Source organism: Brevundimonas sp. NPDC092305, assembly GCF_044755415.1.
In the GTDB taxonomy this organism is placed as follows: Bacteria; Pseudomonadota; Alphaproteobacteria; order Caulobacterales; family Caulobacteraceae; genus Brevundimonas.
In genome coordinates this window covers 766,683-789,184 of the sequence record NZ_JBIVQY010000001.1, presented here as the reverse complement: position 1 = coordinate 789,184, position 22,502 = coordinate 766,683, and the positions used below count along the sequence as shown (strand labels likewise).

Below are 22,502 nucleotides of genomic sequence, written 5' to 3'. Positions count from 1 at the left end.
AAGGAGGTGACCAACGGCGATCAATATCCGCGAGCCCCGATGCGCGCAGATTGGCCATAGTTGTAAAGTTGAACGCTATTATCCGCACGATTGATTAGACCGATACACAGACTTGACAATATTACGTCGCCAAACAGTCACGTGAGTTAGGTCGATGATTTACAATATTTATTACAAATACGAATTTCCCGTCGGTAATCTCAGGCGCTCATGCCGAAATCATACAGGGTGATCCATGATTTTTATGTGATCCTGCAGTAAGCTAAGCTGGCCAAATTTATTCAGCAGCATGTCCCTATTTCCCGCCCGGACGGGTCGCGGAATCGGGCAGCGATTTTAGCTGCCCTCCCCGTCTTCCAGCCCAACCTCATCCGGAGTTGTCGGCGGCGAAGTGATGTTCTCACGGATGCGACGCGCCGCGTGTTCGCACCGCCCCGGCAAGCCGAAGAACAGACCGAACGCTTGACTGCGAACCGCTTCGTCCTGGTCCTTCAGCGGCGTCCACTTGGCAGTCGCTTCGGCCGATGCGGCGCGAGCGGCCGCCAGGGTCTGCGGCGACTGGCGTGGCGCCGCCCGCTGGAGGGCGCTCCGGAAGTCGGCGGCCTCGAGTTTGCCCAACCTGATGATGTCTGCGTCCAGGGGGTCGGGAGAGGTCAGGCTCTCCCCCAACTCGACATGACCATTCACCAGGGCCTCGCACCAGGCAACCAGCGGATAGTCCTGCTCGGGCGCCCCGCGCGGCAATGGGTTGGCATAAGCCACGGCCTCGCGAAAGCGGAGCGAGTCCGCCGTCTCGTTGCCGGTGGGAGCCGCCGTTACGACCGGCGCGTCCTGAAGAGCGAAGCCGCCGAGCACCGCAACAGCGAGCAGATGAAAAGACATGGTGTTTCTCCGGTGCGGCCTCGGCCCTGAGGCGTCGATGTATGTGAGCTGACGCGCAGAAAAAAGGCGGCGAAGCCGAAGCCTCGCCGCCCTTTTTCCGGTTCTAGAGCGACTAGAAGCGGTACGACACGCTCAGTCGGACCGAACGCGGAGCCTGATAGCCCGTGACCAGACCGTAGTTCGGGTTGCGGCTCGACGGCAGGTTAGGGTCTCTGTTGACGAAGCCAGAGCCGGCGATGTCACCCAGCGTGCCGAACTCGTTGTAGTCGAGCTCGGACTGCCAGTTGAACACGTTGAACACGTCGGCGCGCAGGGTCAGGCCGTCACCCGGCAGGCTGAACATGTTGTTCAGATTGTACGAGAACGTCAGGTCGATGTTCTTCAGCCAGTCCGATTCAAACTGCGAACCGCGTGGGGTCGGCACAAGTTGGCCGGCCGCGTTCGGGCAGAACCACGACGCGTTCGCGTACTGGTACGCGAAGTCATCCGTGGCGTGCTCGCCTTGGCAACCGAACTGACGCGGCGACTGGATGACAAGATTGGCGCCAACCAGCAGGTCGCGAGTGGCCTGCCAGCTGCCGAACATCTTGAAGGTATGTTCGCGGTGTCCGGGCAGCTTGCCATAGGCGCCGTCGGTCAGGCCGGGCTGGTCGAAGTCCTGCGACAGGCCGGGGTCGACCTGACCGTTGTCGGACTTCAGGGCGCCTTCGTAGTTGCCCTCCGAGTCTGACCACAGATAGCTGAAGCGCGCGCCCCAGATACCGTCGAAGGACTTCTCGGCGGACAGTTCGACCGCCTTGTAAACCCGCGAAGGCTCGGGATAGCCGAGCTGGGCGGCGGTCAGGTTGATCTCGCGATCCGCCGTCACGCGTCCACCGGTCGCCGCAGCCAGATCCGCGCCCGAAAGGGTCACGGTCATGTCTTCGCCGGGGTTGGTCAGGACGTACTGGTGGAAGCCGTACCACACCGAATAGCACTCGGCGTAGCTCAGACCCGACGAGGCGTCGGAGCAGTAGTCCAGAACAGCGGCGTCGATGGCGACGTCGTCGATGGCGCGGCCCAGATCGCGATAGGTGCCCTTCAGACCGAAGGTCCAGTCGTTCACGCGTTGCTCGTAGCCGAGGATGAACTCGTCAACGAACATCGGGTCCAGCTGGCTGTCGACCTGGGTCGCGATCGGCTTCACGTCACCCGTGGCCAGAGTGGTCTGACCAACCTGGGCGTTCAGGATCGGCAGTTCGGTCGTGTCGTCGATACCGTCACGGTTCAGGTCGTTCGGTCCACCGGCGACGTTGAGGCTGTAGGTGTCGCGGATGAAGAACTCCGCACCCGCCAGACGCTGGTTGGTGTTGACGGCCACCGGCAGGAAGTAACGGCCGTAGAAGCCGAACAGCTTGGCGTTGCCGTCACCGAAGACGTCATAGGTGGCGCCTACGCGCGGGGCCCACTGGTCCTTGATGTCGACGAAGACGTCGCCGGCGATGTTGGAGTTCTGGAAGGCTTCATTGCGGACGCCGAGGTTCAGAGTGAGGCGATCCGTGACCTCCCAGCTGTCCTGGATATAGAAGGCGGTCTGTTCGGCCTCCCACGAACCCGAGTTGTCATAGACGGTGATCCGCACCCGTGTGGGGGAATCGATCAGGTCTTGCCGGCCGACGAAGGTGGGGTTAGCGGCCCGGAATGCGATTGAGGTGGGCAGGACTCCTGTCAGTTGTTCCTGCGTTAGGCCGTTCTGATACCGATAATCGATACCGCCCGTGATGTCGCCGGTGCAGTTGATGCCCGCAGCCGGGTTGATCGGGCCAGACGGACGGCAATAGCTGAAGCCTTCACCGGAGCGTTGCAGCGACTGGCTCGACTCCAGCTTCTCGTAGTCAAGACCAAAGCGGAAGTGGTGCTCACCGAAGAGCGACGCATAGACGTCAACGTCGGCCCGGAACATCTTGCGAAGGTCGTCATTCGTGCTCGGCGAGCCGACCAACCAGTTACCGCGCTGGGCGACAAGACCGCTGGCGACGTCGAGAACGCCGTCGTCATTGTAGTCGTAGCCCGTGATGTCCGTGATCATCGGATTCACGTCTTCATCGGAATAGATCTTGGTAGTGTTCTTGTTTTCGCCGTAGGCGATCGAGGTCGTAAGCCAGTCCGTCCACACACCGGTGTAGCGGGCGATCCAGTTCACGCCGCCGAACTCGGACGTAAAGGTCCCGTCGTCCTGCGAACCGGCATCGTTGGCGTAGTAGGTGGTCTGCAGGGTTTCCTGCGTGGTCTTGTCGCTCCACCCTGTCACTTCGATGCGGTGATCGTCGTTGAGCAGGAAATCGACCTTGCCGCCGTAGAACGGATCATCCGACTGGACCCGGAAGCCGAGACCGTTCGTCCCACGGTCAAAAGCTTCACGCTCGCGGGCGTTGTACAGACCATAAACGAACAGACGATCCGGGATCACCGGACCACCCGCTTCCAGAATGACGTCCCACGACTTGCGCTCATCGAACTCGTTGAGCGCCAGATAGGTGTTCGGCGTGGTTTCGCGCAGGTCCTCGGGCTCATAGTAGCCCGTGATGCCGAATTCCCACTCGTTGCCGCCCGACTTGGTGGTCGCGTTCAGCACGCCGCCGGTGGCGCGGCCGAATTCGGCCGAGTAGCCGCCGGTCTTGGTTTCGAACGTCTGATAGAACTCGAACGGCACCGTCGATCCGCCCAGGAAGCTGACGAAATCGGTGATGTTCAGGCCGTTGACGTAGTAGGTGTTTTCACCCGCCGAGGCGCCCGAGATCGACGGCAGGCTGCCGAAGGCGGAGTCGGATTGGGTCACGCCGGGCGCCAGCAGGGCCAGCGAGGTGGCGTCACGCCCGATCGGCACGTTACGCGACAGTTCCTCGACGTTGACAGTCAGACCCGTTGTGGTGGCGTCGAACTCCGAAACGGCCTGACGAACGCCAACGACAACGACCTCATCGATCTCCGTGGCGTTATCAGAGGCGGCGCCGACCGTCAGCGTCAGTGAGGCCGTACCACCCGCGTTGACGACCACGCTGTCAGACAGGGCTTGATAGCCACCCGCATCAACCGTGACGTCATAGCGGCCAGCGGGCAGGGCGACGGCGCGGAAGCCGCCATTTGCGTCAGTGGTGAACGAACGGCTGAAGCCTTGCGACTGGGACCGAATAGTGACGGCGGCGCCGGAAAGCGCGGTGCCGGCCTGATTCTCGACTCGACCCTGGATAGCGCCCTGAACGGCGTTCTGGGCGACTGCGGTTGCAGGCGCCATAAGGGAAATGGCCGGGGCCGCGACGAGCGCCATGGACAGGGCGGAGCCGCCGATCATGGTCGAATGCAGCAAGCGCTGCCGAATGGTCTGGGTCTTCAAACTGTGGTCCTCCTGAGGCCGAGGACGTCCAAAACAATGGACGTTCATACGACAACCAACACCCGCGAGCCCCAATGCACGCAGATTCCCGTACCCTAGACCTAGGTTTCAGGGATTGGCACCAACAATTGCCTATCTGTAATGTTCTCGTCTTTGGCGTGTCGCAATCGGGCCACAGTGATTTTAACCCTCAGTTTTTGAAGCAGAAAATTTATGGCAACGCTCGGGAACCACATTACGGATCGTATATTCGCCAGCCCACAGGTGACCGAAAGGCAGATCGCCTGCCTTCGTGAAGAGGGCATCAGCGTGGTCGTGAACCACAGGCCTGACGGCGAAGAGGCTGGTCAGCCCACATCAGAATCCTTGGCAGACGCGGCTGCGCAGCATGGGCTGAAGTACGTGCATGCGCCTGTAAGCGGTTTGCCGAACGCCGCCGCCGTGCAGGCGACGCGGGAGGTTCTTGACGCCCTCGGGCCCGACGACCGTGCGCTCTTCTTCTGCCGCTCGGGCATGCGCTCGACGGCGGCCTGGGCGATGGCGGAGAGCTTGAGGGGAGCCGACCCCGACGAGTTGCGGTCCCTCGCCCGTGCGGCTGGCTATGATCTGGACCGTCTGCCGCTATGATCGACTAGCGATCGACGAGCACGCGGACGGCGTAGGGGGCCGGCTCAGGGTCGCACGAGGCGACGACCAGTTGCACAGTCATGAGACACAGGAAGGCCACGGCGACCTTCTGGAGCCGATTTGATACACTCAGAGCGATGGAAACGGCCAAGATCGGGGCTCCGGAAATGGTTCACGAAGTCCTAACGCAAGCTCCAGGCCGTGCCGGATGATCCCTTTCGTCCGTGCGTTCGACTTCGAATACGGCCGTTGCGACCGGCTGACCCCGCTGATCCGGCGCGTGGTGGCGAACAATCCCGGGCCGTTCACCTTCACCGGGACGGGGACCTACATAATCGGCCATGAGGGTCCCGGCCGCGGCGTCGCGGTGATCGATCCGGGACCGCCCGACGACGCCCATCTCGCGGCGCTGCTGGACGCGGTCAGAGGGCAGACGGTCAGCCATGTGCTGGTCACTCACACCCACATGGACCACGCCCCCCTCGCCCGCCCTTTCGCGGAAGCCGTCGGCGCGTCCGTGCTGGCGGCGCGTCCGCCCCTTTCAGACGGCGGCGCTTCACTTGACGAAGCCGGCGACACGGCGTTCGAGCCGGACGTTGTCCTGACGGGCGGCGAGGTCCTCGGAGGCGACGGCTGGACGCTCGAGGCGCTGGCCACACCGGGCCACATGTCCAACCACATGGCCTTCGTGCTTCGCGAGGAGCGGGCGCTGTTCAGCGGCGACCACGTCATGGGTTGGTCCACTACCATCGTCGCCCCGCCGGACGGCGATATGGCGGACTATATGAGCAGTCTGGACACGGTGATCCGGCTGGCCCCCGATAGGATCTGGCCAACTCACGGCCCGCCAATCACGGACACCGCACCCTTCCTGATTACCTACAAGGCGCACCGGCTTGATCGCGAGGCCCAGATCCTGACACGGCTCGCCGCGGGTGACCGCCGGATCGCCGACATCGTGCCCGCCCTCTATCAGGCGGTGGATCAGCGACTGTGGCCGGCGGCCAGTCTCTCGGTGCTGGCGCACCTGATCGCGCTCGAGAAGGCAGGTCGGGTAAATGCTGAGCCGGAGTCCGCCATGGACGCCGAATGGCGCCTGTTATGAGCGCTCGCCCACACGCAGCGCAGCGCTGAGTTCGCTGGCCAGTCGGCAGGCCTGATCGCCATGCGGCCTGTCATCCCGGGCTGCGACGCGGATGTCGGTGCGGCCCGGCCGGATGCGTACCGCGACGTCATGGGTGAAGCCGAACCAGAAGCCCCTGTGCGTTCCGTACACGCCGGTCACGCCGGCACGGCGAACGCTGAAGCCGCGCTTCTGAAGCTCAAAGACGACTGACTCAGGCAACGATTGCGTCATCGCCGGAAGCGCCCCGGGACAGGCGTCGACGCCCACCGTTCCAGATGGCCCGCCCGCCGATCGCACGGCCGAGAGCGGCCCAAAGCCGGGAATCTCGTTCAGGTCTGAGCTGACATCCTCGCCAACGGATTGATCGACCCTCGGCCCCTGCCAGACGTAGACTCCGAGCGTGAGAACGGAGACCGCGACCGAGACCAGCGCCAACAACCAACCCGCTTTTTTCCAAACCGCGAGAACCAGAGCGGCCAGACCCGCGACCGCACCCACACCGGCAAGACCGAACAGCACTATTCTTGAGATCAGATCGTAGCCGATCTCGGGCGACAGCAGCCCTGTCCGGGTGCTCAGAGCCGTTGCGAGCAGCAGCACAGGCGTCGCACAGGCGACGACGAAGAGGATGCGCGCGACGGGCCGCCCGGTCATGACCTCATCCCGCTGTCGGAAGGCGGTAATCCTTCATCCGCTCGCGCAGCAGCTTCTTGTCGATCTTGCCGGTGGCGCCCAGAGGGATGTCGTCGGCGAAGACCACATCGTCGGGCATCCACCATTTGGCGATCTTGCCCTGAAGGAAGTCCAGGTGCTCCTGCTTGTCCTGGCCCTCGCCGGGCTTGAGCTTGACGATGAGCACCGGCCGCTCGTCCCACTTGGGATGAGCCGCGCCGATGACGGCGGCCAGTTCGACCTTGGGGTGGCCGATCGCGATGTTCTCGATCTCGATAGAGCTGATCCACTCGCCGCCGGACTTGATCACGTCCTTGGCGCGGTCGGTGATCTGCATGAAGCCCTGCTCGTCGATGGTCGACACGTCGCCGGTGTCGAAGAAGCCCTCGGCGTCCAGGATGTTGCCGCCCTCGTCCTTGAAATAGGCGCCGGCGATGGTCGGCCCCTTGATCATCAGGCGGCCGTAGGTGTGCCCGTCATGCGGCATCTCCTGACCGGCGTAGTTCTTCAGCTTTAGTTCGACGCCCAGCGGCGGCGTGCCCTGCTTGATCCGCCACTTCATCTGCTCGTCATAAGGCAGCGACGCGATCTCTGGCGTCAGGTTCGACAAGGTGCCGATGGGCGAGGTTTCGGTCATGCCCCAGCCCTGCAGCACTTCGATACCGAACTCGTCGTGGAAGGCGCGGATCAGGCTTTCCGGCACGGCCGAGCCGCCGATCAAAACCCGCTTCACCGTCGGGATCTTCAGCTTGTGCTCGCGCAGGTGGGCCAGCAGCCCCTGCCAGACGGTCGGCACGGCCGCCGAGAAGGTCACGCCCTCGCTCTCGATCAGTTCATAGATGGCCGCGCCGTCCATGCGCGCGCCCGGCATGACCAGTTTCGAGCCGGCCGCCGGACCGCCGAAGGCGATGCCCCAGGCGTTGGCGTGAAACATGGGCACCACCGGCAGGATCACCTCATTCGGCGTCGCGCCCAACACCGTGGCCTGCAGGCCCAGTAGCGTATGAATGAAGTTCGAGCGGTGCGAGTAAAGCACGCCCTTCGGATTGCCCGTCGTGCCCGAGGTGTAGCAGAGGCCGCACGCCGTCTGCTCGTCGAACGCGCCCCATGTCACCTCGGTGGAAGCGCCTTCCAGCAGGCTTTCGTAGCATTCGACGCCGGGCAGCGACGTCTCCGGCATGTGCGCCGCATCGGTCATGATCACGACCCGTTCCACCGTCGGACAGTGGGGCAGGATCGCCTGCAACAGCGGGACGAAAGTCAGGTCGACGAAGATGATCCGGTCTTCGGCATGGTTGATGATGTAGACGAGCTGCTCGGGGAACAGCCGGGGGTTCAGGGTGTGGCAGACCGCCCCAATCCCCATGATCCCGTACCAGGCCTCGATGTGGTTGGCGGTGTTCCAGGCCAGTGTCGCGACCCGTTCTCCGATCTTGATGTCCCAGTCCAGCAACACGTTCGACACCCGACGCGCGCGTTCGTGAATCTCGGCATAGGTGATGCGGACGATCGGTCCCTCGACGGACCGCGTGACCACCTCAGCCCGACCGTGCCAGTGCTTTGCATGGTCCAGAATCTTGTCGACCGTCAGCGGCCAGTCCTGCATCAATCCCAGCATTCGCAGTCCCTCGTTGCGTCTTCATCATCGAGACGCTTGCCGTCACGCTATCGAGGTGATCGCTGTTAAGCAACGTGCCGCCGGGTAACCTGCGGCGACGTGACTTGGCTTTCGGCTCGCTCCGGCCCTAGAAGCGGTCATGCCCATTCTCATCGCGATCACCGGCGGCTCCGGGTCCGGCAAGAGCACGCTGGCGGAGACCCTGGTCGCCGCCCTGCCCCGTGGATCGGCTGTGCTAATGCGGGAGGACTCCTATTATCGGGATGCCGCCAGCCTGCCGGGCTTCGACGCCGCGACGTTTGATTTCGACGATGTGGCCGCGCGGGATCACGAGCTGCTGGTGCGCGACCTGACCGAGCTGAAAGCCGGCAGGGATATTGAGGCGCCGGTCTATTCCTTCATCCATCATGGCCGCGAGCCGGGCGGCGAACCGGTAAGCGCCGCGGAAGTGGTGATCGTCGAAGGCACGCATGTGCTGTGCACGCCGGCACTGGTCCAACTGTTCGACATCCGGGTCTTCGTCGACACCCCGGCCGATATCCGCTTCATCCGCCGCCTGTTGCGAGATCAGGCGGAACGTGGCCGCACAGCGGATTCGGTCATCGCCCAATACCTTGCGACCGTTCGGCCGGGACATGAGAGACTGACCGAACCTTCACGCGGCGCGGCGGATTTCATCGTCGCGGATGCAACGGCGGCCGTCCGGCTTGAAGACCCGCAGGCGGTGGTGAGACTCGCAGCGCCAGTTCTGGCGCATCCTGCACTAGCCGCCCTGATTGCAGGCTAAAAGTCTGATTTCGTCAGCTTTTACCCCTTGCTCGCGGTGATCCTCGCGGGCAACGTTAACTTTCAGATGGAAGAAACCTCGTTCGACAGTGCGCAGAACGGCGCGACCGACAATCCCCGACGCGAAGCCGTCCTGCGCTGTGCGCGTGAAGCCTTCGTGACGCAAGGCTACGCCGCCGCAAAGGTCGAGCCGATCGCCCGCGACGCCGGTGTATCCACCGCCACCCTCTATGCGCTTTTCGACGGCAAGGCCGGGCTGTTTTCGGCGGTCATTGATCATGCCGCCGATGAGTTCGCGGACAGGGTGCGCGGGTTCGACATTGGCGGCGGCGATGCGCGAGAGCAGCTGCTGCGCTTCTGCCGCGCCTACGCAGATTTCATGGGCGATCCGCTGGTCCGGTCGGTGTTTCGCCTTGTGATTTCAGAGCGACGTCGCTTCAACGACGTCGCGAACCGGTTCGTCGAACGCGGGCGGTCAGACTTTGGCGCGGTTCTGATCCGGATCCTCGAAGACCTGGTCGACGCCGGCGGCCTTGCCCCCATCGCAAAACCCTCACGGGCGGCCGGCCAGCTTCTGGGCATGATCGAGCACACGGTCTTCTTCGTGCCTCTGGTCTCAGGCGAGGACCTGAAGATCCGCCAGACCCGCGCGGAGATCGTCGAGGACGCCGTCGAGACGTTCCTCGCCCGCTATGGCGCCCGTCAGGGCTGAAGCCGGGTCCCAGTCCAGCCGCCGCCTGTTCGGTCAAAGCGAACGCGGTCATGCAGGCGGAAGGGCCGATCCCGCCAGAACTCGACGCTCCGGGGAATGACCCGCCACCCGATCCACCGCTCCGGCCGGGGCACGTCCGCGCCTTCGAACCGGGCCGTTTCACGAGCGACGGCCTGCTCCAGCGCCGCGCGGTCGGAGACGGGCCGGGACTGGTCCGACGCCCAGGCGCCGATCCGGCTCTCCCGCGCCCGGCTGGCGAAATAGGCGTCGGCTTCCGCCACAGAGACGGGCTCGACCCGCCCCCTGACCCGCACCTGCCGACGCAGGGTCTTCCAGTGGAACAGCAGGGCGGCGACCGGATGAGCTTCAAGCTGAAGACCCTTGGCGCTTTCGCGGTTGGAGTAGAAGGCTAAGCCGCGATCGTCGACATCCTTCAGCAGCACCATCCGGCTGTCCGGCAGGCCGTCCTCGCCGATGGTCGAAAGCGCCATCGCATTTGGATCGTTCGCCTCGTGCCGCCCCGCCTGCGCCAGCCATTCGATGAACAGGCCGATCGGCTCCGCCTGTTCGAACAGGGTCTCGTCCCCGTTCGCGGCCAGAGCGGCGGCGTAGTCGCGAGCGTATTCCTCACGGGTCGGGCTGGACGGAATGGCGGCGTCGGTCATGTCGGCAGACTACTCCGGACGACACGGGGGCCGAAAGGGCCACGCTGGCAGATCGTCAGGGTTAACCCGGCCTTGACCATATCGCGCCTTCATGGGCGCATGCGCGCGCGCTCGCTCTCCGAAGTCGCTTCCCTGGACGAAGCCCGAGCCCTGCTGGACATCAGCGGGTCGATGGACGCCGCCGCGCAGAAGCTTGCGTTCCGCGCTGCGATCAAGGCCGCCCGGCCGGCGCCCGGAGAAGACGAGACCCGCTTCCGGCGACTGATCGCGGCCTGGCGTCTGATCCAGACCGATACCGCCTCCCCCATCGCCCGGCCTGTTCCCGCCAGCCCGCCGACCGCCGTGCTCACGCCCATTCAGGCGCTCAGGGGCGGACGGGCCGTGCTTCAGGTCGACGGCCGGAAGTTCGGCACCCGCCTGCCCCGCGGCTTGCGGTCTGGCGACGTCATTCGAGTCAGGGACGCGGGAGGTCGACTGACCCTGCCCGTTCTGATCCGGGGCGAAGCCGGTCTCAGCGTGATCGGCGACGATTTGCACATGAGTTGGCCGGTGTCGCCGGACCTGATCGAGGACGGCGGGCGGCTGGAGATCGAGACCCACGCCGGGCCGCGCTCACTCTGGATCACGCCGGGCCAGCCGTCGCTGCGTCTGCGGATCCGCGATCTGGGCCTTCCCGCGCGAGGCGATCGTCCGGCAGGCCATCTGTTCGTGACCCTGACGCCCAGTTCCCGGGTCGTCTCGCCGACCGAGGAGCGGCTGGCGCGGTTCACCCGCGTCTGGACGCCTGACCATCTGGCGGCCTAAGCCTTAGGCGATGTCGCACAACACCTTCGGCCATCTGTTTCGCGTGACGACCTGGGGCGAGAGCCACGGGCCGGCCATCGGCTGCGTCATCGACGGCTGTCCGCCGTTGATCCCGCTCACCGAAGCCGACATCCAGCCGTGGCTGGACCAGCGCAAGCCGGGCGGCAGCCGCTTCGTCACCCAGCGGAAGGAGAGCGACACTGCGCGCATCCTGTCCGGCGTCTTCGATGACGGCGCGGGTCCGGTCACGACCGGCACGCCCATCGCCATCCAGATCGAGAACGAGGACGCCCGGTCCAAGGATTACGGTGAGATCGCCCGCGCCTACCGCCCCGGTCACGCCGACTACACCTATCAGGCCAAATACGGTGTCCGGGACCACCGCGGCGGCGGCCGGTCCTCGGCGCGTGAGACGGCGATGCGGGTCGCGGCCGGCGCGGTGGCTCGCAAGGTGCTGGGCGACGGCGTCCGCATCCGCGCGGGCGTAGTCCAGCTCGGGCCGCACCGGATCGCGCCTGAAGCCGTCGACTTTGACGCCGTCTACGACAACGCCCTGTTCGCCGCCTCTTCCGCCGTCATTCCCGAGTGGGAGGCCTATCTCGACGGCGTCCGCAAGGCCGGCTCCTCCATTGGCGCGGTCGTGGCGCTTGAGGTGACCGGCGTCCCCGCCGGCTGGGGCGCGCCGATCTATGGGAAGCTCGACGCCGAACTGGCCGCCGCGATGATGTCGATCAACGCCGTGAAGGGGGTCGAGATCGGCGCAGGCTTCGGCTCGGCCGAACTGTCCGGCGAGGAGAACGCGGACGAGATGCGCCTCGGCGACGACGGCCATCCCGTCTTCCTGTCCAACAACTCCGGCGGCGTCCTCGGCGGCATCTCCACCGGTCAACCCTTGACCGCCCGCATCGCCTTCAAGCCCACCTCGTCGATCCTGACGCTGCGCCAGACGGTCACTCGCGACGGCGCGGAGACTGACCTGCGCACCAAGGGCCGCCACGATCCGTGCGTGGCCCTGCGTGGCGTACCCGTAGTCGAGGCGATGGCGGCGTGCGTGCTGGCGGATGCGATGTTGAGGCATAGGGCGCAAGTCGTGTGACGAAGCTCAAGCCCGCTCGGTTCTGGTGGGCCGTGCACAGCGTGAACCTAGTCGGCGTATCGATCGCTGTCGGCATCGCTGCCTGCATCTTCGTTGTTGTCGCGATCGCCTTCGTTCCAAGTGGCCGCTCATCAACTGTCCTCGGCGAGGTCGTCGGTTTCGGCATGCGGTCGAGCGATCAGGGCTCTTATCGGGTCATGCTTGTCCGCACCGATGGCAGGACACACACGATCCGGGCTCCTGTGTTTCTCAACTGCAGCATAGGAGACAGCGTTAGGCTGGCGGAAACCCGCCATTGGTGGGGGAAGCGCGCCGCCATTCCGATCGGTGAAGCAAGACCCTGCACCTAGCCCCCTTCCGCAACCGACACTGTTACCTATATAGACGCCAGCGAGGTTCATAACCCTCGGATTCCCGGGAGCATCCCCATGATCGACGTCAGACCCTTCAACAGCCTTGGCGGCGCCAACCACGGCTGGCTGAACGCCAAACACCACTTCTCCTTCGCCAACTACTATGAGCCCAGCCGCATGAGCTGGGGCCGCCTGCGCGTCTGGAACGACGACGAGATCGCGGCGAAGTCGGGCTTTCCGCCCCACCCTCACTCGGACATGGAGATCATCACCTACGTGCGGACCGGCGCGATCACCCACGAGGACTCGATGGGCAACAAGGGCCGGACGGGCGCGGGCGACGTGCAGGTGATGAGCGCCGGCACGGGCGTGCGTCATGCCGAGTTCAATCTGGAAGACGAAACCACAACCCTGTTCCAGATCTGGATCGAAACCGACAAGCCGGGCGCCAAACCCGACTGGGGCATGAAGCCGTTCCCCAAGTCGGATCGCAGCGGCAAATTCGCGGTGCTCGCCTCGGGCGAAGCGGGCGATGAAGCGCTGACCATCAATGCGAACGCCAAGGTGCTCGGCGCGACCCTGAACGCCGGCGAGACCATCCGTTACAGCCTCGGCGAAGGCCGCCGCGCCTATCTGGTGCCGGCGGTGGGCGAGATCGAGGTCAACGGCGTGGCGCTGAACGCCCGCGACGGCGCCGCCATCAAGGACGAAGCCGAGATCACGATCACGGCGAAAGCCGACGCCGAACTGGTGATGGTCGATAGCCTCTAGGGCAGACTGAACACCACGTGCACCCAGCCCACGTGCTGGGCCTGCTCGAGCGCCTCAAACAGCGGGACGGCCAGGAAAAACGCCAGGCCGTCCCGTAGCGTTGTAAGGAAGAAGACGGGACGCACCTCGAGCGTGTCCACGTCCCGCCATTTCGAGAAGTCCGGCCAGAACCGCGGCGTGCGGGCGCAATAGGCGCGATAGGTCTCGCCGAAGGTCGCCGAGAGCCACCCCTCCTCCTGACGCACCGTCAGATAGAATACCCCCACCGAGATCAGCAGGAACAGCAGCGCGATCACCACGCTGCCCGTTTGCGCGCCCATGCCGAAGGCGCCGATGAAGCTGAACACGTAAAGCGGATTGCGGCTGACCGAGTACGGCCCCTGATCGACGATCTCGGCTTTCTTCCGCCCGCCGATGTAGAGCGAACACCACGCCCGGCCGACGACGCAGATGGCGATCATGGCGAGACCGACGGCCTCGAGCCCTTCGTGCAGGGAGGTCTCACCGCCGAGGCTCTGGGTCAGGGCGGCGAGGCCGATAACCAGCACCAGTGCAAAGAACAACGCGCCCTTGCGAATGAGCTGGACGCGACGGAGATGGTGCGGGTCGGCTGCGATCATGCGCGAGGCTAGAGCCTGCTCCGCGTCAACATCAAGGCAAAGCTTGGAGCGGCAAGAAAAACGCCGCCCCGGCTCTCCGGGACGGCGTCTGTTCTAGTGCGTGGCGGGAACCGCGCCGGGATCCTGAACCGGCGGGGCCGCCGGCAAGGGTTCGGCGGTCTCGTCCCATTCGACCGGCGTCAGCGTCCCGGTCAGGGCCCACTTCAGCGCCTCGTCCGCAGTCTTGATCGGAACGATCTCCAACGCACCCTTCACATTGTCCGGGACGTCGGCGAGGTCCTTCTCGTTCTCTTCCGGGATCAGCACCGTCTTGATGCCCGAGCGGAGCGCCGCGAGCAGCTTCTCCTTCAGGCCGCCGATGGCGGTGACCCGGCCCCGCAGGGTGATCTCGCCGGTCATCGCGATGTCCTTGCGGATCGGAATGCCGGTCAGGACCGAGACCATGGCGACCGTCATGGCCACACCGGCGGAGGGGCCGTCCTTGGGCGTCGCGCCGTCCGGCACGTGCACGTGGATGTCGGTCTTCTCGAACACGGGCGGCTTGACCCCGAACGACAGGGCCCGGGCCCGGACGTAGGAGGCGGCGGCGGAGATGGACTCCTTCATCACCTCCTTGAGGTTGCCGGTCACGGTCATGCGACCGCGGCCCGGCATCTTGATCGCCTCGATGGTCAGTATGTCGCCGCCGAACTCGGTCCAGGCCAGACCGGTAACGATGCCGACCTGATCCTCCTCGTCCGTCTCGCCGTAGCGGAACTTCTTCACGCCCGCGTACTCGGCCAGCTTGGCGTCATCCACGGTGATCGAAAGCGTCTTCTCCTTGGACATCTCGCGCACGGCCTTGCGCGCCAGTCCGCCCAGCGCCCGCTCCAGCGAACGCACGCCGGCTTCCCGCGTGTAGTAGCGGATCAGGTCGCGGATGGTGTCGTCAGGCACCACGAACTCGGCCGGCTTCAGGCCGTTCTCGGTCGTGACCTTGGGCAGGACGTGACGCTTGGCGATCTCGACCTTTTCATCCTCGGTGTAGCCCGACACCCGGATGATCTCCATCCGGTCCATCAGCGGCTGCGGCATGTTCAGGCTGTTGGCCGTCGTCACGAACATGATGTTGGAAAGGTCGTAGTCGACCTCGAGGTAGTGATCCCCGAACGTCGAGTTCTGGGCCGGATCCAGCACCTCAAGCAGCGCCGATGAGGGATCGCCGCGCCAGTCAGCGCCCAGCTTGTCGATCTCATCCAGCAGGATGAAGGCGTTGGTGGTCTTCACCTTCTTCATCGACTGGATGATTTTGCCGGGCATCGAGCCGATGTAGGTCCGGCGGTGACCCCGGATCTCGGACTCGTCCCGCACCCCGCCCAGCGACATGCGGACGTACTCACGCCCCGTCGCCTTGGCGATCGACTTGGCCAGCGAGGTCTTGCCGACGCCGGGAGGTCCGACGAGGCAAAGGATCGGCCCCTTCAGCGAGTTCGTACGCGCCTGGACGGCCAGATACTCGATGATCCGTTCCTTGACCTTCTCGAGGCCGTAGTGGTCCTCCTCGAGAATGTCCTCGGCCTTCTGCAGGTCGATCGGCTTGGCTTTCGCCTTGCCCCACGGCACGGACAACAACCAGTCGAGGTAGTTGCGGACCACCGTCGACTCCGCCGACATCGGGCTCATGTTGCGCAGCTTCTTCACCTCGGCCTCGGCTTTGGTGCGGGCTTCTTTGGACAGGCGCGTCTTACGGATGCGCTTCTCCAGCTCCATGATCTCGTCACGGGAGTCGTCGGTCTCGCCCAGCTCGCGCTGGATCGCCTTCATCTGCTCGTTCAGGTAATATTCGCGCTGGGTCTTCTCCATCTGGCGCTTCACGCGCGAGCGGATCTTCTTCTCGACCTGCAGGACGGAAATCTCGCCCTCCATCAGGCCGTAGACCTTTTCCAGCCGCGCCGGCACGGCGACCGTTTCCAGCAGGCCTTGCTTGTCGGTGATCTTGACCGAAAGATGGGCCGCGACGCTGTCCGCCAGCTTCGACGGCTCGGTGATCTGCGGAATGGAGCTGAGGGCCTCGGGAGGGACCTTCTTGTTCAGCTTCACATAGTTCTCGAACTGCTCGATCACCGCGCGCAGCAGCGCTTCGGACTGGCTGGGCTCGCCCTGCTCGTCCGCGATCTCGACGGCCTCGGCCTCGAAATACTCGGTGCGGTCGGTGAAGCGGGTCAGGTGCGCTCGCGACTTGCCCTCGACCAGCACCTTAACGGTGCCGTCCGGCAGTTTCAGCAGTTGCAGCACCGTCGCCAGCACCCCGATCGGATAGATGGCGTCGGACGAGGGATCGTCGTCGGTCGAGTTCTTCTGGGTGGCGAGCAGGATCTGCTTCTCGCCCTTCATGATCTCATCCAGCGCCTTCACCGACTTCTCGCGACCGACGAACAGCGGCACGACCATGTGCGGGAAAACGACGATGTCCCTGAGGGGCAGGACGGGAAGAGTTTTGGTCTCGGTCATGATGCGTACTTTCCGGGGCCCTCGTTGATCTCGGACCCGCCGGGCCGGCAAACGGGACGCCCATGCCCCGCCGTATCGACTCGGCCCGCATTCCGCGGCCTTCGGATGAGTATGTGGCCCCGATGACGCAGGGTTCAAGCGTGACCGGACCTGTTGCGCGAACGGTCCCCAGTCGTGGTGAAGCTGCACGGACAGTGCACGGCTTCGCTCTTTAGCTTCAGGTTCTGTGTGCAAGCTCGGCGAGAGGCAGCAAAATCAGGCGTAAGACACTGTGGCCGGGACGCATCATCGACCGCGCAACGCAACACTTCGCCAGCTTGGCCGTTCGCTACAGGTCAAGGAGGAGGACCCCATGAGATCCGTCATTCTGCTCGCTGCGACCGCGCTGACCCTTTCAGCCTGCCAACGCCCCGCTGAAGAGGCTTCACCGCCGATCACCGCCGACGAGGCCATCGACGCCCAGCCTACAGAGGCCCAGCCCGACCGCACGACGCCGCCCGCCCCTGCCCCGGTCCGGTCTTCCAACCGCAAGGCGGACGCCGCGGCCGATACCGCGGCAGCCGAGGTTTCGGCCGCAGCGCCCGCCGCCGCTGACGGCCCCACCCCTGCGGTTCGCGACGGGGCCAAGCAGGCAGCGGAGGAAACCAACCTCCACCCGCGCACGCCCTGAAACGAAAAAGGGCGGACCCTGCGGTCCGCCCTTCCTTCAATCCGTCTCTGAAAATCAGGCAGCGCTGTCAGGCGTCGCCGACTTCTTGCCCTTGGTCTCGGCGTAGATCAGCAGCGGCTGCGCCTTGCCTTCGATAACCTCGGCGTTGACCACGACCTCTTCGACGCCCTCGAAGGTGGGCAGTTCGAACATGGTCTCGAGCAGGATGCCTTCCAGGATCGAGCGCAGGCCCCGCGCGCCGGTCTTGCGGGTGATGGCCTTCTTGGCGACCGAGATCAGCGCGTCGTCGGTGAATGTCAGATCCACGTTCTCCATCTCGAACAGACGCTTGTACTGCTTGACCAGAGCGTTCTTCGGCTCCGTCAGGATGGTGACCAGCGCCTTCTCGTCCAGATCTTCCAGCGTCGCCAGAACCGGCAGACGGCCGATGAACTCGGGGATCAGGCCGAAGCGCATCAGATCGTCAGGCTCGACGTTCTTCAGGATGTCTCCGGTGCGGCGTTCGTCCACTTCCTTGACCTTGGCGCCAAAGCCGATCGAGGCCCCTTCGCCGCGGGCCGAGATCACCTTTTCAAGGCCGGCGAAGGCGCCGCCGACGATGAACAGGATGTTGGCGGTGTCGACCTGCAGGAACTCCTGCTGCGGATGCTTGCGACCGCCCTGCGGGGGCACGGAGGCGACGGTGCCTTCCATGATCTTCAGCAGGGCCTGCTGCACGCCCTCGCCCGACACGTCACGGGTGATCGACGGGTTGTCCGACTTGCGCGAAATCTTGTCGATCTCGTCGATGTAGACGATGCCGCGCTGGGCCCGTTCGACGTTGTAGTCGGAGGCCTGAAGCAGCTTCAGGATGATGTTCTCGACGTCCTCACCGACATAACCGGCTTCGGTCAGCGTCGTGGCGTCCGCCATCGTGAAAGGCACGTCGATGATGCGCGCCAGCGTCTGGGCCAGCAGCGTCTTGCCCGAGCCGGTCGGCCCGATCAGCATGATGTTCGACTTGGCCAGTTCGACGTCGTTGTTCTTCGTCGCGTGGTTCAGGCGCTTGTAGTGGTTGTGGACCGCGACCGAGAGGACCTTCTTGGCGTGCGACTGGCCGATGACGTAGTCGTCCAGAACCTCGCGGATCTCCTTGGGCGTCGGGACCCCGTCCTTCGACGCCTTGAAGGAGATTTTGTGCTCCTCCCGGATGATGTCCATGCACAGTTCGACGCACTCGTCGCAGATGAAGACCGTAGGTCCCGCGATGAGCTTGCGCACCTCATGCTGGCTCTTTCCGCAGAACGAGCAGTACAGGGTGCTTTTGGCGTCAGTGCCGGCGGCTTTGGTCATAGACCCTTCTCACTCCCGCGAACCGCCCCGATATGAGGCCGGACGCGCTTCCTTCGCGTTGATTCCCCAACAGTGGGCGCAAAGGTCTTCAAAAATTGACAATCACCCATCCCGTCCCTTGCCACAACCCCGCCTTGGCGCGGAGCGTTGACGACACGGTGAACAAGGCAGTCTGCATGGGGATCACGGCGAATGTCTGACATGGGAAGCAAGGACCGTGCCCGCCAGTCCGGGACGCCGATTGTCGCGTTCGACTTCGACGGCACACTGACGATTCGCGACAGCTTCACCGCCTTCCTGCGCTGGCGCGTCGGGCCGGGCCGATGGGCGCTCGGGCTGGTCAGGATGGCTCCGGCCGTAGCCGGTTACGCGCGGGATCGCGATCGGGGGCGGATCAAGGCGGCCTCGGTGAAGGAGTTTCTGAGGGGCGTGACCCGCGAACAGCTGGAGGCTGATGCGGAGACCTTCGCCGCGGAGGTCTGGTCAGACTTCATGCGGCCGGACGCCCTCGCCTGCTGGAACGCCTGGGGCGAGAAGGGTGCGCACCGCGTGATCGTCACGGCCAGTCCGGAGACCACCGTCGCGCCGTTCGCGCGCCGGTTGGGGGCGGATGCATTGCTGGGCACACGGCTGGTCTTTGACGGCGAGGATCGCGTGACAGGCGCCTTTGACAGCCCGAACTGTCGTGGCGAGGAGAAGGTGCGACGCTTGCGCGCGGTCTATGGAGATGACCTCCGGCTCGCGGCTGCCTACGGCGACACCTCCGGCGACACTGAAATGCTGCAGATCGCGGACGAGCCCGGCTTCCGGGTGTTCAACGAACTTCCCTGAGCGGTCTCTACCGCCCTTGGGCGTCCACGTCGAAGCTGACCGGCTTGCCGCGCGAGGTCGGGTTCCAGCCGGCCTCGATCACGGCCGTCACAGCGTTACGAACGTGGTCCGTGTTCACGAACTGCTTCTCGGTATCGGGCCGGCCGTTGGGGCGCAGCGGCGGGGGGAACTGAACGATGGCCTCGCGCTGGAAGTCCTGCAGTCGAAGGGTCACGGCGATGCCGTCCCAGTCTCCACCCGTCGTCGGCCGCGGCTGGCGCCGAAGCTCCCAGTGATAGATGTCGCCGTCGACCTCTACGGTCCCGCTGGAGTCACGTGTCTGCATGAGGGCCTGATAGCACAAAAGAAAAAGGCGCACCGGTGAGGCGCGCCTTTCGCTGTTTTCGCTTGGTTCGATCAGACCGTCTTCACGCCGTCCTCGTCCGCCTGTTCGCGGCGGTCATAGACGTGGTCCACGATGCCCCAGTTCTTGGCCTCCTCGGCGCTCATGAAGTGGTCGCGGTCGAGAGTCTGTTCGACTTCCTCGTAGGTGCGGCCGGTATGATGGACATAGATCTCGTTCAGCCGCTTCTTGGTGTAGCGGATGTCCGCCGCGTGCAGTTCGATGTCCGAGGCCTGACCGCGGAACCCGCCCGACGGCTGGTGAACCATGACCCGTGCGTTCGGCAGGGCCACGCGCTGGCCGGCGGCGCCGGCGGCGAGGATCAGCGAGCCGGCCGAGGCCGCCATGCCCATGCACACCGTCGACACGGGCGAGCGGATGTATTGCATGGTGTCGTAGATCGCGAGCGCCGAGTGAACCTGTCCGCCCGGGCTGTTGATATACATGCTGATTTCCTTCTTCGGGTTCTCCGATTCAAGGAACAGCAGCTGGGCGCAGATCAGCGACGCCATCCCGTCCTCGAAGGGTCCGGTCAGGAAGATGATCCGCTCGCGCAACAGGCGCGAGAAGATGTCGAAGGCCCGTTCGCCCCGGCTGGATTGCTCCACGACCATGGGAACGAGGTTGGATTGGATATAGTCGATCGGATCGCGCATTCAGGCCTTCTCGGGATGCTGGAGGGGGCGACTCAGGCTCGCCCTTCGCTCACCCCGATATCGGCCCGGACGCCTGACTGTGCAAGGCGCCCGGCCTTTGATCAGCCGCCCTGCCCCGTCAGCCGAACAATCTCGCGACTCAGTTCGCGCTGTTGCTGCGAGGGGCTGAGGGGATTGGGCTTGGACTCGTACAGCGAGACCAGGAAGGCGGCGTCCCATTCGGTCATGCCACGCGGCGCGGCCTGATCCGGGTTGAACAGGTTCAGTATGGTGTCCGCAGAATGGACATCAAGGGCCGGATCGATCTGGGCCAGCGCGACCATCGCTATGTAGTCGGCAAGCGCGGCGAACGAAGTCGTCTGCATCTTCGACAGGTCGGCCAGGATCACCACGCCCATCAGATCGGTCCGCAACTGGGAGGAAATCCGCGACGCGCCACGCACCACCAGCTGGGGTGGCGGCTCACCATTCAAGGGGATCGCCGGAATGCCTTCGTCCAGCGTCCGGGGCAGACTGACATGCCACCACCTCACCGGGGCGGTTGAGTTCGCAAACTCGCGGAGCGCCACGCTGCCGAGGTCGGTCCCACCCCGTGATGGGCGCCACGCCATCGGCCGGTCACGGACCGAGTTCCGCGCAAGGGTTGCGAGCTGGTCGGTATTACCGGCGATGACCAGAACATTGGGCTTGCAGCCCGGGGGCTCCGTTTCAAGGCCCAGCGCAACGGCGACTGTCGAAATCCTGTCAATCATGGCTTGCGCTGCGACAGGCTCGATGTTGGTCACTCCCACACAGAGCGGGTCGTTCCAGCGCGCGAGCGGGCGGCTGAATGCGGGCCGGCTGACTTCCTGCACGAACCGCTGCGCACGGTCGACAGGGTCGCCGCCATACACGACCACATCATCAATCTCAGTCGCGGTTTCGGGGTCGGGCGCAGGGGATGCGGGGACTGGCGGAGCAGCGGGGACCGGGTCCTGCGGCGCTCCGGCGAGAAGGGCGAGCGCGGCCAGACTGAAAACGAGGTTCATGGCGTTTCCCCGAACAACCGATAGTCCACGATATCGCGGTTTTCCGATTGCGTCAGCTACTGAACCAAAGTCAGCCGCCGTCTCCGACCGCCCGGATCATGTCTCTGGCCATCTCGTTGGCCTGCTGGGCGGAGCTCATGGGGTTTGAGCGGGACTCATAGAGAGAGACCAGAAACGCGGCGTCCCAGTCCGTCATTTTCGTGGCCCGGGATGCGTCTGCGTTAAACAGGTTTAGGATCGAGTCCGCCGACCCCACCTCGACGGCCGGATTGATCTGGGCAAGCGCCACCATCGACAGGTAGTCGGCGAGGGACGCGAAGGATACGGATCGGGTCTGGTCTACGTCGACCACGATGATCGCGCGCATGAGGTCATTCCGAACCGGCTGACTGATCCGCGACATACTCGGCACCATGACCATATACATCGGAGGGGTATCGCCGGTAGGCGGAGGCGTCGGAGTGTCGCCGTCCAGCAGAAGCGCCGGCTGTCCTGTTTCAGCCATGACCGGCAGACTGACGTGCCACCAGCGGACCGGCGCCCGTGACTCCCTGAACGCTTCCAGCGCCTGACTGCCCAGATCTGTACCTCCCCGGGACGGACGAAGCTGGTACTCGTCTTCGGAAACGAACTTGTCGACCAGCGCGTCCGCATCGCTCGCGTGGGCGGCGACGATCAGGATGTGGGGCTTGCAGCCGGGCTCCGCGGGCTCCAGCCCCAGTGACGCCGCCACGCTGGCGATCCGGTCAATCAGGGCCTGCGCTGCGTCGGGCTGCAGGTTCGCCACGCCGATGCAGATCGGCGCCGTCCACCGGGCCAGCGCACGACCGAACGGCGGCCGCGAGACCTCATGGACAAATTGCCTCGCCCGCTCGGCCGGAGCGCCACCATAGACCACGACGTCGTCAAGGGATGCCGGATCGTCTTCGGGCGGCGTCTGTGCGGACACAGTCCACGCCGGAAGCAAGAGCGCCGCGGCGACTCCGAGTGTCAGAAAACGCATCAGGC

At 64.7% G+C, this 22,502-nt stretch carries 21 protein-coding genes; 9 read left to right on the top strand and 12 right to left on the bottom strand.

Annotated elements, in window-relative coordinates; genetic code table 11:
• Positions 1-336: 336 nt before the first annotated feature.
• Both ACIQC9_RS03905 and ACIQC9_RS03900 read right to left on the bottom strand, forming a co-directional pair.
• Entirely contained in the window at positions 337-882 is a 546-nt protein-coding gene (locus ACIQC9_RS03905) for a hypothetical protein (RefSeq protein ID WP_400612605.1), read from the bottom strand.
• A gap of 112 nt (positions 883-994) precedes the next feature.
• Positions 995-4,255, bottom strand: a complete 3,261-nt coding sequence (locus ACIQC9_RS03900) for a TonB-dependent receptor domain-containing protein (protein ID WP_400612603.1) — start codon at positions 4,253-4,255, stop codon at positions 995-997.
• Positions 4,256-4,468: 213 nt separating this feature from the next.
• Here ACIQC9_RS03900 and ACIQC9_RS03895 point away from each other — a divergent pair, with 213 nt between their 5' ends.
• Together ACIQC9_RS03895 and ACIQC9_RS03890 are read left to right on the top strand one after the other, a co-directional pair.
• Positions 4,469-4,882 carry a TIGR01244 family sulfur transferase gene (locus ACIQC9_RS03895; protein WP_400612601.1) on the top strand — a complete coding sequence of 138 codons (414 nt, stop codon included), beginning with the start codon at positions 4,469-4,471 and terminating at the stop codon, positions 4,880-4,882.
• 208 nt (positions 4,883-5,090) lie between these two features.
• On the top strand, positions 5,091-5,987 hold the full coding sequence (locus tag ACIQC9_RS03890) for an MBL fold metallo-hydrolase (protein WP_400612599.1): 897 nt from the start codon (positions 5,091-5,093) through the stop codon (positions 5,985-5,987).
• Here ACIQC9_RS03890 and ACIQC9_RS03885 read toward each other — a convergent pair.
• Both ACIQC9_RS03885 and ACIQC9_RS03880 read right to left on the bottom strand, forming a co-directional pair.
• Complete coding sequence (locus ACIQC9_RS03885) at positions 5,982-6,662, bottom strand: hypothetical protein (protein ID WP_400612597.1); 681 nt, start codon at positions 6,660-6,662, stop codon at positions 5,982-5,984. The two genes, ACIQC9_RS03890 and ACIQC9_RS03885, sit on opposite strands and share 6 nt — an antisense overlap.
• A gap of 4 nt (positions 6,663-6,666) precedes the next feature.
• Positions 6,667-8,298: a long-chain-fatty-acid--CoA ligase gene (locus ACIQC9_RS03880; RefSeq protein ID WP_400612595.1), complete on the bottom strand. Its 1,632-nt coding sequence runs from the start codon at positions 8,296-8,298 to the stop codon at positions 6,667-6,669.
• 139 nt (positions 8,299-8,437) lie between these two features.
• On the opposite strand from ACIQC9_RS03880, the gene udk reads away from it, so the two are divergent.
• The gene (udk, locus tag ACIQC9_RS03875; protein WP_400612593.1) at positions 8,438-9,085 is read left to right on the top strand and encodes a uridine kinase; all 648 of its coding nucleotides are present in this window, start codon (positions 8,438-8,440) and stop codon (positions 9,083-9,085) included.
• A gap of 66 nt (positions 9,086-9,151) precedes the next feature.
• Positions 9,152-9,796, top strand: a complete 645-nt coding sequence (locus tag ACIQC9_RS03870; protein ID WP_400612591.1) for a TetR/AcrR family transcriptional regulator — start codon at positions 9,152-9,154, stop codon at positions 9,794-9,796.
• Here the strand turns inward: ACIQC9_RS03870 and pdxH are convergent.
• Positions 9,787-10,461: a pyridoxamine 5'-phosphate oxidase gene (pdxH, locus tag ACIQC9_RS03865; protein ID WP_400612589.1), complete on the bottom strand. Its 675-nt coding sequence runs from the start codon at positions 10,459-10,461 to the stop codon at positions 9,787-9,789. The two genes, ACIQC9_RS03870 and pdxH, sit on opposite strands and share 10 nt — an antisense overlap.
• 99 nt (positions 10,462-10,560) lie before the next feature.
• Here pdxH and ACIQC9_RS03860 point away from each other — a divergent pair, with 99 nt between their 5' ends.
• From ACIQC9_RS03860 to ACIQC9_RS03850, 3 genes are all read left to right on the top strand, one after another.
• Positions 10,561-11,265 carry a DnaJ C-terminal domain-containing protein gene (locus tag ACIQC9_RS03860; protein ID WP_400612587.1) on the top strand — a complete coding sequence of 235 codons (705 nt, stop codon included), beginning with the start codon at positions 10,561-10,563 and terminating at the stop codon, positions 11,263-11,265.
• A 10-nt stretch (positions 11,266-11,275) separates the two neighbouring features.
• Positions 11,276-12,361 (top strand): chorismate synthase, encoded by a 1,086-nt coding sequence (aroC, locus tag ACIQC9_RS03855; RefSeq protein WP_400612584.1) that lies wholly within the window; start codon positions 11,276-11,278, stop codon positions 12,359-12,361.
• 428 nt (positions 12,362-12,789) lie between these two features.
• Positions 12,790-13,485, top strand: a complete 696-nt coding sequence (locus ACIQC9_RS03850) for a pirin family protein (protein WP_400612582.1) — start codon at positions 12,790-12,792, stop codon at positions 13,483-13,485.
• On the opposite strand, the gene ACIQC9_RS03845 is transcribed toward ACIQC9_RS03850, so the two are convergent.
• Positions 13,482-14,105 carry a methyltransferase family protein gene (locus tag ACIQC9_RS03845; protein WP_400612580.1) on the bottom strand — a complete coding sequence of 208 codons (624 nt, stop codon included), beginning with the start codon at positions 14,103-14,105 and terminating at the stop codon, positions 13,482-13,484. The genes ACIQC9_RS03850 and ACIQC9_RS03845 overlap by 4 nt on opposite strands.
• A 93-nt stretch (positions 14,106-14,198) precedes the next feature.
• Positions 14,199-16,595, bottom strand: coding sequence for an endopeptidase La (lon, locus tag ACIQC9_RS03840; protein WP_400612578.1), 2,397 nt, complete (start codon positions 16,593-16,595; stop codon positions 14,199-14,201).
• A 352-nt stretch (positions 16,596-16,947) separates the two neighbouring features.
• Here lon and ACIQC9_RS03835 point away from each other — a divergent pair, with 352 nt between their 5' ends.
• Positions 16,948-17,265: a hypothetical protein gene (locus ACIQC9_RS03835; protein ID WP_400612577.1), complete on the top strand. Its 318-nt coding sequence runs from the start codon at positions 16,948-16,950 to the stop codon at positions 17,263-17,265.
• Positions 17,266-17,319: 54 nt separating this feature from the next.
• Here the strand turns inward: ACIQC9_RS03835 and clpX are convergent, their stop codons facing one another.
• The gene (gene clpX / locus ACIQC9_RS03830) at positions 17,320-18,597 is read right to left on the bottom strand and encodes an ATP-dependent Clp protease ATP-binding subunit ClpX (RefSeq protein ID WP_400612575.1); all 1,278 of its coding nucleotides are present in this window, start codon (positions 18,595-18,597) and stop codon (positions 17,320-17,322) included.
• 192 nt (positions 18,598-18,789) lie between these two features.
• Between clpX and ACIQC9_RS03825 the strand changes: the two genes are divergently transcribed.
• The gene (locus ACIQC9_RS03825; RefSeq protein WP_400612573.1) at positions 18,790-19,428 is read left to right on the top strand and encodes an HAD-IB family hydrolase; all 639 of its coding nucleotides are present in this window, start codon (positions 18,790-18,792) and stop codon (positions 19,426-19,428) included.
• A gap of 7 nt (positions 19,429-19,435) precedes the next feature.
• Here the strand turns inward: ACIQC9_RS03825 and ACIQC9_RS03820 are convergent, their stop codons facing one another.
• The 4 genes from ACIQC9_RS03820 to ACIQC9_RS03805 all read right to left on the bottom strand — a co-directional run bounded on the left by ACIQC9_RS03820 (position 19,436) and on the right by ACIQC9_RS03805 (position 22,497).
• Positions 19,436-19,753, bottom strand: a complete 318-nt coding sequence (locus ACIQC9_RS03820; protein ID WP_400612571.1) for a hypothetical protein — start codon at positions 19,751-19,753, stop codon at positions 19,436-19,438.
• A 71-nt stretch (positions 19,754-19,824) separates the two neighbouring features.
• Entirely contained in the window at positions 19,825-20,466 is a 642-nt protein-coding gene (locus ACIQC9_RS03815) for an ATP-dependent Clp protease proteolytic subunit (protein WP_400612569.1), read from the bottom strand.
• Positions 20,467-20,567: 101 nt separating this feature from the next.
• On the bottom strand, positions 20,568-21,494 hold the full coding sequence (locus tag ACIQC9_RS03810) for a hypothetical protein (RefSeq protein ID WP_400612567.1): 927 nt from the start codon (positions 21,492-21,494) through the stop codon (positions 20,568-20,570).
• 70 nt (positions 21,495-21,564) lie between these two features.
• Complete coding sequence (locus ACIQC9_RS03805) at positions 21,565-22,497, bottom strand: hypothetical protein (protein WP_400612565.1); 933 nt, start codon at positions 22,495-22,497, stop codon at positions 21,565-21,567.
• Positions 22,498-22,502 lie beyond the last annotated feature (5 nt).

Excerpts from the sequence above, each read along its gene's own strand:
- ACIQC9_RS03905 (WP_400612605.1), bottom strand. The coding sequence starts at position 882 with ATGTCTTTTCATCTGCTCGCTGTTGCGGTGCTCGGCGGCTTCGCTCTT.
- ACIQC9_RS03895 (WP_400612601.1), top strand. The coding sequence starts at position 4,469 with ATGGCAACGCTCGGGAACCACATTACGGATCGTATATTCGCCAGCCCA.
- ACIQC9_RS03890 (WP_400612599.1), top strand. The coding sequence starts at position 5,091 with ATGATCCCTTTCGTCCGTGCGTTCGACTTCGAATACGGCCGTTGCGAC.
- ACIQC9_RS03885 (WP_400612597.1), bottom strand. The coding sequence starts at position 6,662 with ATGACCGGGCGGCCCGTCGCGCGCATCCTCTTCGTCGTCGCCTGTGCG.
- ACIQC9_RS03880 (WP_400612595.1), bottom strand. The coding sequence starts at position 8,298 with ATGCTGGGATTGATGCAGGACTGGCCGCTGACGGTCGACAAGATTCTG.
- udk (WP_400612593.1), top strand. The coding sequence starts at position 8,438 with ATGCCCATTCTCATCGCGATCACCGGCGGCTCCGGGTCCGGCAAGAGC.
- ACIQC9_RS03870 (WP_400612591.1), top strand. The coding sequence starts at position 9,152 with ATGGAAGAAACCTCGTTCGACAGTGCGCAGAACGGCGCGACCGACAAT.
- pdxH (WP_400612589.1), bottom strand. The coding sequence starts at position 10,461 with ATGACCGACGCCGCCATTCCGTCCAGCCCGACCCGTGAGGAATACGCT.
- ACIQC9_RS03860 (WP_400612587.1), top strand. The coding sequence starts at position 10,561 with ATGCGCGCGCGCTCGCTCTCCGAAGTCGCTTCCCTGGACGAAGCCCGA.
- aroC (WP_400612584.1), top strand. The coding sequence starts at position 11,276 with ATGTCGCACAACACCTTCGGCCATCTGTTTCGCGTGACGACCTGGGGC.
- ACIQC9_RS03850 (WP_400612582.1), top strand. The coding sequence starts at position 12,790 with ATGATCGACGTCAGACCCTTCAACAGCCTTGGCGGCGCCAACCACGGC.
- ACIQC9_RS03845 (WP_400612580.1), bottom strand. The coding sequence starts at position 14,105 with ATGATCGCAGCCGACCCGCACCATCTCCGTCGCGTCCAGCTCATTCGC.
- lon (WP_400612578.1), bottom strand. The coding sequence starts at position 16,595 with ATGACCGAGACCAAAACTCTTCCCGTCCTGCCCCTCAGGGACATCGTC.
- ACIQC9_RS03835 (WP_400612577.1), top strand. The coding sequence starts at position 16,948 with ATGAGATCCGTCATTCTGCTCGCTGCGACCGCGCTGACCCTTTCAGCC.
- clpX (WP_400612575.1), bottom strand. The coding sequence starts at position 18,597 with ATGACCAAAGCCGCCGGCACTGACGCCAAAAGCACCCTGTACTGCTCG.
- ACIQC9_RS03825 (WP_400612573.1), top strand. The coding sequence starts at position 18,790 with ATGTCTGACATGGGAAGCAAGGACCGTGCCCGCCAGTCCGGGACGCCG.
- ACIQC9_RS03820 (WP_400612571.1), bottom strand. The coding sequence starts at position 19,753 with ATGCAGACACGTGACTCCAGCGGGACCGTAGAGGTCGACGGCGACATC.
- ACIQC9_RS03815 (WP_400612569.1), bottom strand. The coding sequence starts at position 20,466 with ATGCGCGATCCGATCGACTATATCCAATCCAACCTCGTTCCCATGGTC.
- ACIQC9_RS03810 (WP_400612567.1), bottom strand. The coding sequence starts at position 21,494 with ATGAACCTCGTTTTCAGTCTGGCCGCGCTCGCCCTTCTCGCCGGAGCG.
- ACIQC9_RS03805 (WP_400612565.1), bottom strand. The coding sequence starts at position 22,497 with ATGCGTTTTCTGACACTCGGAGTCGCCGCGGCGCTCTTGCTTCCGGCG.